The 9,298-nt window shown below is 52.5% G+C and carries 7 protein-coding genes and 1 tRNA gene; 6 read left to right on the plus strand and 2 right to left on the minus strand.

The features are described 5' to 3' along the window. Positions 1 to 11 precede the first annotated feature (11 nt). Positions 12 to 88: transfer RNA gene (locus DY926_RS15490), tRNA-Met, on the plus strand. A 154-nt stretch (positions 89 to 242) separates the two neighbouring features. Here DY926_RS15490 and DY926_RS15495 read toward each other — a convergent pair. Continuing rightward, the gene (locus DY926_RS15495; RefSeq protein ID WP_059024032.1) at positions 243 to 1,133 is read right to left on the minus strand and encodes a LysR family transcriptional regulator; all 891 of its coding nucleotides are present in this window, start codon (positions 1,131 to 1,133) and stop codon (positions 243 to 245) included. 153 nt (positions 1,134 to 1,286) lie between these two features. Between DY926_RS15495 and DY926_RS15500 the strand changes: the two genes are divergently transcribed. Beyond that, positions 1,287 to 2,486: an MFS transporter gene (locus DY926_RS15500; RefSeq protein WP_196778588.1), complete on the plus strand. Its 1,200-nt coding sequence runs from the start codon at positions 1,287 to 1,289 to the stop codon at positions 2,484 to 2,486. Here the strand turns inward: DY926_RS15500 and DY926_RS17100 are convergent. Next, complete coding sequence (locus DY926_RS17100) at positions 2,461 to 2,760, minus strand: type 2 periplasmic-binding domain-containing protein (RefSeq protein WP_148707819.1); 300 nt, start codon at positions 2,758 to 2,760, stop codon at positions 2,461 to 2,463. The genes DY926_RS15500 and DY926_RS17100 overlap by 26 nt on opposite strands. 218 nt (positions 2,761 to 2,978) lie before the next feature. Here DY926_RS17100 and DY926_RS15505 point away from each other — a divergent pair, with 218 nt between their 5' ends. From DY926_RS15505 to DY926_RS15525, 4 genes are all read left to right on the plus strand, one after another. After that, the gene (locus DY926_RS15505) at positions 2,979 to 4,175 is read left to right on the plus strand and encodes an AAA family ATPase (RefSeq protein ID WP_196778589.1); all 1,197 of its coding nucleotides are present in this window, start codon (positions 2,979 to 2,981) and stop codon (positions 4,173 to 4,175) included. Further along, positions 4,172 to 6,394, plus strand: coding sequence for a S8 family peptidase (locus DY926_RS15510; RefSeq protein WP_116704187.1), 2,223 nt, complete (start codon positions 4,172 to 4,174; stop codon positions 6,392 to 6,394). The genes DY926_RS15505 and DY926_RS15510 overlap by 4 nt, the downstream gene beginning before the upstream one ends. Positions 6,395 to 6,493: 99 nt before the next feature. After that, complete coding sequence (locus DY926_RS15515) at positions 6,494 to 7,687, plus strand: nucleotidyltransferase domain-containing protein (protein ID WP_196778590.1); 1,194 nt, start codon at positions 6,494 to 6,496, stop codon at positions 7,685 to 7,687. Between the two features lie 487 nt (positions 7,688 to 8,174). Continuing rightward, the gene (locus tag DY926_RS15525; protein ID WP_116704189.1) at positions 8,175 to 9,167 is read left to right on the plus strand and encodes a CBASS cGAMP-activated phospholipase; all 993 of its coding nucleotides are present in this window, start codon (positions 8,175 to 8,177) and stop codon (positions 9,165 to 9,167) included. Positions 9,168 to 9,298 lie beyond the last annotated feature (131 nt).

Genomic DNA, 9,298 nt, shown 5'->3' on the forward strand with positions numbered 1-9,298 from the left:
CCCCTCACAACCGCGGGGTGGAGCAGCCCGGTAGCTCGTCAGGCTCATAACCTGAAGGCCGCAGGTTCAAATCCTGCCCCCGCAACCATAACTTATCCAATATAATCAGAATGTTAAGCCGTCCGGATGGGCGGCTTTCTGCGTTTGGGACATACGCGCAGGATGCACATAGGATGCAACTGGGAGTGAAACTCCAGCGTAGGTTGGACTGATTTCACGTGTGCGTGAACACTGGAGCGCGGTCATTTGGACGGGAACAGATTCGCCGTCATGAACTCGATAAACACCCTGAGCTTCGGTGAGAGATAGGGGCTGGACGGCCACAGAAGACGGAAGACCCCCGAATGTTCGGTATGGTCGGACAGCACAGGAACGAGGTGTCCTGTCCTGAGATGCTCGTAAAGCACAAAATCCGGGAGGCTGACGATACCCAGGCCGGCTTCGGCCATGCTGATCAACGGCTCCAGCGCCGAGGCAACGACGGTTGCCGGTGGCTCAATAGTCCCAGCCATGCGATCCTGCCGCAGGGGCCATGCTTCCAGTTTCCCGGTGGTGGGATATCTGTGGCGCAGGCAGGCATGATGCGCCAGATCAGCCGGTTTGATGGGTATCCCACGGCAATCCAGATAGGCGGGGCTGGCAACCAGCCGGTGATGGAACGTACCGACGATGCGGGTCATCAGGCGTGAGTCCGCGGCATCTCCGGTTCGGAGAACCACATCGAAGCCTTCGCCGATGACATCCACGAGACGATCGCTGAAATCAAGATCGGGCTCGATCTCAGGATAGGCCTGGATAAAGGCGTTGACCGCCGGCATCAACAGCATGCCGACCATGGGGAGGCTCACGCGCAGACGTCCCGATGGTGTGGCGTGTGTATCCGCCAGTTCCTGTTCTGCTGCCTCGACCTCTCCCAGAATCCGACGGCAGCGCGCCAGAAAGAGATGACCTTCCTGGGTCAGCGTGATCGTTCGCGTGCTGCGATGAAACAGCCTGACGCCGAGACGCCCTTCAAGACGGGCAATGGCCTTGCCGACCGCAGAGGCAGACAGGCCCAGTTGATGACCAGCGACCGTGAAGCTGCGTGTTTCGGCGGCCTGAATGAAAATGGGAAGAGCACCCAGACTGTCCATCGCATGATCCGGCTATTGCGGACATCTCTGTCCATTGTGTGTGGAACTATAGCCTGATTAATCCGGAGCAGGGACCATCTTATCGTGAGGGCAACGAGGGGCCAGAGCGGCAGACAGCTCTGCGCCACGGCATGCTTTGAGATGGATGACTCCATGACCTCAGAAACCACAGAATGCAACCTGTCCACATCGGAGCGCCTGCCGTTGGCGGGCCTCCTGGCCCTAGCCACATCTGGCTTCATCACCATCCTGACCGAGGCTCTGCCAGCAGGCCTGTTACCGCAGATGGGTAGTAGCCTGAACGTATCGGATGCGATGGTCGGACAGCTTGTCACACTTTACGCAGTCGGTTCCCTTGTCGCGGCCATCCCGCTGACCAGCGCCACGCAGGGCTGGCGACGGCGCAGATTGCTGCTTCTGGCCATTGGTGGCTTCGCTGTCGTCAATACGGTCACGGCCGTCTCAACCAGCTATGTTCTGACCCTCGTCGCCCGTTTTCTGGCAGGGGTATCGGCCGGACTGCTGTGGGCGCTGCTGGCGGGCTATGCCAGCCGGATGGTGGCACCCGCCTTGCAGGGACGGGCCATCGCTGTTGCAATGGTCGGGACACCGCTTGCCCTGTCATTCGGCATTCCTCTTGGCACTCTTCTCGGGACGGTTGTGGGGTGGCGTTACACTTTCGGTATCATGACCGTGCTGACCGTCGGGCTGCTGGGCTGGGTCGTGGCTGCGGTGCCGGACTTTCCCGGCCAAGGTCAGGGACGACGTCTGACGCTCAGGCATGTGTTCCTGATGCCGGGGGTGCGGACAATCCTGTCTGTCACGCTACTGTTCGTCCTGGCCCATAATATCCTCTACACATATATCGCGCCTTTCCTGCTGCAGGTCGGCATGGGCGGACGGGTGGATATGGTGCTGCTGGTATTCGGTCTCACCGCTCTGGTCGGGATCTGGCTGATCGGCGCCCTCATCGATCACTGGCTGCGGGCGCTGGTCCTGGCGAGTATTGCTCTTTTCGTGATCGCAGGCTGCACATTGGGTTTTGCAGGGACCAGTCCGATTGCAATTTACATCGGAGCCGGTCTGTGGGGGCTGGCCTTTGGTGGCGCGGCCACGCTGTTCCAGACGGCGTCCGCGCGTGCAGCAGGCGAGGGGGCCGATATCGCCCAGTCGATGATCGTGACCGTATGGAACGCGGCCATTGCCGGCGGCGGGATCATCGGGGGTCTGCTTCTCGACCATCTTGGCACGACCGTCATTCCGTGGGCAGCAACAGTTTTGCTGCTCTGTGCCCTGATGATCGTCGTGATGGCCTCAGGAAGCGGGTTTACACGCATGTCACGCAATGGCTGACCAAACGCGCTTTTTGCTCCCCCGATAGCTGGCTAGGACCGATGCACACATTCTTCTTTAGAAAATCAAGAACTGCCCTGATCCGCGCGGACAGCGTGCCACGATGTCCCAGATAGACGGCTTGCACATCGACAAATCTGTCAATCTGAAAGTGCTCAAGCATTGAGGTCAGCCGCCCGGCGATGATGTGTGGATCAACTTGAAACGCCGCAAGGTGCGCCAGCCCCGTACCCGGCAGTGCGAGTTCCAGCATCGTGTCGGGTTGGAGTGCCACGAAAGCGCCGAGAGAATGGACAGGGAATGACTGTGAACGTTGAGGAAGAGACGTTCTCTTTGATCATAGACTTCCTGCCTTGATGCGCCCGCTCTCATATATGGTCATGGCTGATCATGACCGCGCCAAGAGTGGTGAGTGGGCGATTGGTCCTGATCGCTCAGAATATCTTTCCAGCAGACAGAAAATATGAGAGAATAATTTTAGTCCATTTTTGAATGAAAAAAAGTGGTTTATATGAATGGGTTACAGTGTTTATGGACGATTCTAGTGGATTGAAGTCTGATTTAGCCCAGATTGTTCGGCTCGCCTTGGCCGAGCAAACGGAGGACGTACGCCTGTTCGCCGCACGGCTAGTTAGAAAATATCGAGGGACTGAACCTGAGTTGGCAGCACAGGTAGATATGTTCCTTCGTTCCAAACCGCATCGCACCGGAGCTCCGTTACGGAAGGCAGTTACACCATCCTCTCCGGAACAGGCTTTGCCAGTGGACGATGAGTCGCGCTTGTCACTGCTTAAAGAGTTTACGGATCTTCCAGATCAGGAAGCGCCACTGCTTTCTCCCGGATTGGAGGAAATGCTTGGACAGTTGATCTTGGAGCGTAAGCAAGCTGAGCGTCTTGTCGCAGCGGGTTTGGTGCCAACACGCTCTGCAATATTTGTTGGCCAACCTGGACTGGGTAAGACACTCACTGCGCGTTGGTTGGCATCTCAGCTAGGTGTACCGCTGTATGTACTCGATCTTACTGCGGTTATGAGTAGTTTGTTGGGGCGTAGCGGTAACAATTTACGCGCAGCTCTTGATTTTGCTAAACAACGCCCTTGTGTGTTGTTGCTTGATGAAATCGATGCAATTGCCAAGCGACGTAGCGATGATTCCGATGTGGGTGAACTCAAGCGTCTTGTGACAGTGATTTTGCAGGAAGTTGATGAGTGGCCTTCTACCGGGGTGTTGTTGGCCGCAACTAATCATCCAGAGCTGATTGATCCTGCGTTGTGGCGACGGTTTGACTTGGTTGTCGAATTTAAGACACCTGAGCCCGTAGCGGTCAAAGAAGCTATTAAACGGTTCTTGGGACCTGATTTCGCGTTGTTTGCTCGGTGGGTAGATATTCTGACCTTCGCGTTTCGTGGACAGTCCTTTAGCGATATAGGAAGAGAGATACAGCGCTTTCGGCGAGCAGTAGCATTGGGAACAGCTCCAGATGTCGATTTAATTGAGGAATTCATTAAAGCTCGCGCTCTATCATTGGATCGACAGGGGCGTATCGATATGGCTGTTTTACTCGCTAAACAAACACGCCTGTCTCAGCATAGTATTTCGGATATTACAGGTGTGAGCCGAGATACTATTAGAAAATACACGACTGACGGTCCTGCCGTCGTTCCTAAAAAGCGGAGACGTGAAGGATGAGTCAGACCAATTTTTTGATAGGACGAGGCGAACTCCTTACTTATGATATTAAAGGTCCTCGACGGAAGATAACGAAAGCTGAAGTTTATACGCTGCAGCAAGCGAGAACACGTTTGGTGCCGCAATTTATCGAAACATCGATAAATCTCGATAGGTTGCCCTCCAAAGCCTGTCCGGGCGATTTGAGTGTGGCCCGTCTCGCCTTGAATCCCAGTTACATCGCGCGTTCTTTTTATCCTGTCGCAATGTTGCGCAGTGCTGGTCTTGAGTCGGTCGGGAGTAGAGCTGTAAAACTGACCCCGGAGGCTTGGGCAAAAAAGGGTTCTCCGCGCGAGTCAACGACCACGGAGCTTTTTGTGGTGGGACGGCGAAAAGCGTTTCGTCAGTTGGCAGATTGGGCTGGAGAAGTTGAAGAAGGGTCCAGTGAAGCCAAAGACCTTTCTCATATTGAGAATTTTTCTGCATTTGAGTCAACAGATCGCATTGTGTCATTCGAAAAATCCCAAGATCGTTTTTTCGAAGTGGGTGTTCATCTGTTACCCGGAGATAACTCTCAATTTGTACAACGCGCATTTGCCAAATATGCGACCGACGTTGGCGTAAAGCTGCACCTCGATCTGGCATTTAGCGCAGGGAATCTATGGTTTCTTCCTGCAGAGGGCGATAGTGAGAGCATCAGGCACCTAGCTGAGTTCTCTTTTGTACGTGTAATTCGTTCCATGCCCAAGTTGCGTGGTATGCGTCCGATACAACGGGCTTCTGGGGTGACTGTGCCGTGTAGCCTGCCCACGGAGCAGCCGCTGTCGTCAGAGCCTAAAGTCGCCATTTTGGATGGTGGTTTGCCGACAAATAGCAGTATCACTCCGTGGGTAAATACTTATCGCGTCATGGATGAGCATGCGGAAGATGATCCAGGCGGCATTGAGCATGGGCTTGCAGTCACGTCGGCATTCCTTTTTGGACCGATCATACCCAATAGCACTCCGTCTCGGCCTTATTCTTATGTTGATCATCTCCGCGTTCTGGATCGTGAAACTGATTCAGAAGACCCATTGGAATTATATCGTACGCTGGGGTTTGTGGAAGAAGTTCTTCTGTCTCGATATTATCAGTTCATCAATTTGAGTTTGGGACCGGATCTCCCAATTGAAGATACAGATGTACACGCGTGGACTTCTGTGATTGATGATTTGTTGAGCGATGGCGATACATTGATGACCATAGCCGTTGGAAATAACGGCGCTATGGATCGCTCCACAGGTAACGCACGTGTTCAGGTGCCATCGGATTGCGTGAATGCGTTGTCCGTAGGGGCTGCTGACAACGTTGATAAAACTTGGGGTCGGGCCGCTTACAGCGCCGTTGGACCCGGTCGTAGTCCAGGCGTAGTAAAACCTGATCTTATGGCTTTTGGTGGGGCCGCAGAAAATTCTAAATATTTTCATGTTCTGGCATCGGGAGCCAAGCCGTCCTTAGTGCCTCAATTGGGAACAAGTTTTGCATCACCATATTTATTGCGCAATGCTGTTGGAGTTCATGCGGTTCTTGGGTCGGATTTATCGCCGCTCGCTATTAAAGCGTTGCTTGTTCATAGTGCTGATCCCTCTGAACATGATAAAATTGAAGTCGGTTGGGGTAAAATTCCAGAAGATTTGATGGAAGTTATTACTTGTCCGTCTGGCGTGGCGCGGGTGGTCTATCAAGGCGAATTAAAGCCCGGAAAATATTTACGCGCGCCGCTTCCAATACCAACTGGTGGTCTACAAGGTAAAATACGCTTGAAGGCAACATTTTGTTACGCGTCTCCGACGGATCCGCAGGATGCTGTTACCTATACTCGAGCTGGTTTGGATATTGTCTTTCGTCCCAGTGATAAGAAGGTAAAAGAAGGTAAAGCGAACGCCGATACAAAAGGCTTTTTCGATATGAAAAAATACGCAACCGAAGAGGAGCGTCGTTCGGATATGGGGAAATGGGAAACTGTTCTACATGGCGATAAACGTATGCTCGGGCGTAGTCTCGATAGCCCAGTGTTCGACATTCATTACAATGCGCGTGAATCAGGACATGCTACGACAAGCGCTGAGAAAATTCGTTATGCTCTAATTATCACAGTAGAAGCTGCTAAACATCCTGATCTCTATAATGATATTTTGCGCAGTTATACAAAGGCACTTGTGCCAATTCAGCCAAAAATAACCCTGCCAATTCGAACATAGGAATTGTTCAAATTGGGATTTCTTATTTTTCAAATTGACTAAATGTTTCGACATTTTTGCGAATGGGTTCGGCCCATTTGATCAGAGGTTGCAATGTATATGGAACGGCGCCCTGCGCTCAAAAAGGTAGAGATTTTTGGGCTCTTGGAGCGGCTTTGTGAGCGACTGGAGCCAAGTGAAACCCAAACTAATCGTGCCCAATCCAGTTATGAAGCGGTGGGCCGGTGGTTGGCCGATGCTGAAGATAACCGACTTGCCACCAGCGGTATTTACTTGCAAGGCTCGATTGCGCTAGGAACCACGGTAAAGCCGATTGGCCAAAATGAGTACGATGTTGACTTAGTTTGTCATCTTCCTGCTTTCGGTCAGTGGTTGCCGCCCGCTCTGTGCAAGCAGATAGTAGGTGATCGATTGAAGGCCAATCAGCGTTATAATAATATTCTTCAGGAAAAGCCGCGTTGCTGGCGACTAAATTATGCAGATGAATTTCATCTGGATATAACCCCGTCCATTCCAAACGCGAATTGTGCCAACGGCGGAGAGTTGGTACCTGATAAAGCGCTTTCTACGTGGAAGCCTAGCAATCCCAAAGGATACCGAGACGCATTCAAGCGTCGGGCCGAGCTGGTTCCGCAGATGCGTCTTCTCATGAGCTATGCGGAAGATCGAGCACGCGCGGACGCGGACATTGAACCGTTCCCTGAGCGTCCTCGCTTTAAAGGGCTTTTGTGTCGGATTGTGCAAATTGCAAAGAGACATCGCGATAGTTATTTTCTCGAACGTAATATGTCTCTCGCGCCGATTTCAGTAATTATCACTACACTTGCCGCATGGAGTTACGAACACTGTGTTCGGACGATGGTGTTCGACAGCGAGCTGGATGTTTTGCATGCCGTGATTCGTCATATGCGCACTTTTATCCTATCGAATACGATAGAAGGACGCGTCTATTGGGCTATCTGGAACGAAACAACGGAGGGTGAGAACTTCGCTGAACGTTGGAATGCGGAGCCCGCCAAGGCAGCAGCTTTTTTTGAGTGGCACGCTGCAATAATGCTGGATCTAGAACGGTTGAGTGCTGCTGAGGGGCTCGATGGTTTGGGTAGAACCCTTGCATCATCGTTTGGACAGGCTCCTGCGCGAGAAATTATCCAGGAGATGCTCGATAGCATGTCGGCCGCGCGATCCGCCCGTATGCTGGCCGTTGCTCCAGCGATTGGTTTGACAACTGCAAAAGTGCCTATGGCTCGAGCGACATCGGTCCGCAGTAATACGTTTTATGGAGCGTCATAGTCTCCGATGCGCTTCGATCTTCCTCGGCCACTGACACCTTCACAGCAGTATATCGCGCTACGGTCTAACCCGATCTGTGAAGGTCACGGGAAACTGCGCGGTAATATTCTTACGTGGAACTTTCTGGTTACGCCTACGCCCTTGAGCAGGTTGTATCATGCCCGGATAGAATATCGGCAAGGGAAGGCACCGGCAGTCTATATTGACCAGCCTGATCTTACGATTTTGGCTGAGGGAAGAAAACTACCGCACGTATATGAACAATTGCCAACGCGGCTTTGTCTTTATCTTCCAAACTCGGGCGAGTGGGGAAATTGGATGCGGCTAGACCAGACGATCGTACCATGGACGGCACTCTGGTTGTTCTATTTCGAAGCATGGCTGCTGTCCAATGAATGGTCAGGTGGCGGACTACATCCTAGAGTGCGGGACCGATCCGATAGTCATAAACCGAAGCGTAATATTCTGATATCAAATAGAAAACGTCATGAACATGCAAGATGATCAGGATAAGTCTTATCGTATTCTGTGTTTGGATGGAGGGGGAATCCGAGGAGTATTTCCTGCAGCTTTCCTTGCCCGACTTGAGGAATACATCGAGCATCCGATCGGTCAATACTTCGATTTGATAGCAGGCACGTCGACCGGCGGCATTATAGCTGTTGGTTTAGGCTTAGGACTTTCTGCAAACGAGATTCTGAAACTTTATGAGGAGCGTGGACCGGCAATCTTCGATCAGCAGCACGGCACTATTGGTAATTGGCTCCGTCAGCGCTGGCGAAGCGCGCGGCACTGGGTTGGCAGCAAATATGAGGCGACAGAACTCCGCGCTGCTCTCGACGGCATTCTCGGAGAACGGCGTCTTGGGGAAAGCGCAACTCGATTGCTTATCCCTGCGTGGCACCCGATATTGGAACGCGTTTACATCTACAAGACGGCCCACCATCCGCGGCTGGAGACTGATTTTAGGCAGTTGGCCGTAGATGCAGCGATGGCTACTGCTGCGGCTCCGACATTTCTGCCTGCACATAATACATCTGATCAAGTCGAGCTTATTGACGGTGGTGTCTGGGCCAATAATCCGATTGGCGCAGCGGTGGTCGAGGCGGTCGGAACGCTGGGATGGCCCGCCAAGAGACTGAAAGTGCTTAGTATCGGGACTATCGCAGAAGTTAATGCCCCGCCTCGATGGGCTGGAAAATTGCCGATGGCTGCTCATGTCACTCGGCTGTTCATGGCAGGTCAATCTCATAGTGCGCTCGGCGCTGCAAAAATCCTTACAGGAGATGGCCATGGCCATCAAGCTATCTGGCGTGTAGACCAGATAGCCCCATCAGGTCGTTACACATTAGACAATACTGGTCGTATTGCTGAAATGAAGAATCGCGCAGTAGTGGAGGCGCGTGAGAAGCTTCCTGAACTTCGACGGAATTTTTTTGATAAACCTGCCGATAAATTTGTTCCATATCATCTGCTATAAACCTGCGTAAGGATAGTAAATCATTATCTCTTTAGGCTCAGGTTGTTGATTTTCACTGAGAACTGACCCGGGTTTTTCATCAGGAATTGACCCAGCCAGATGCTATTTCAGGCATAGTCGGGCGGGCGGTC

Origin of the sequence: Komagataeibacter melaceti (assembly GCF_003403295.1) — a bacterium.
Classification (GTDB): Bacteria; Pseudomonadota; Alphaproteobacteria; order Acetobacterales; family Acetobacteraceae; genus Komagataeibacter; species Komagataeibacter melaceti.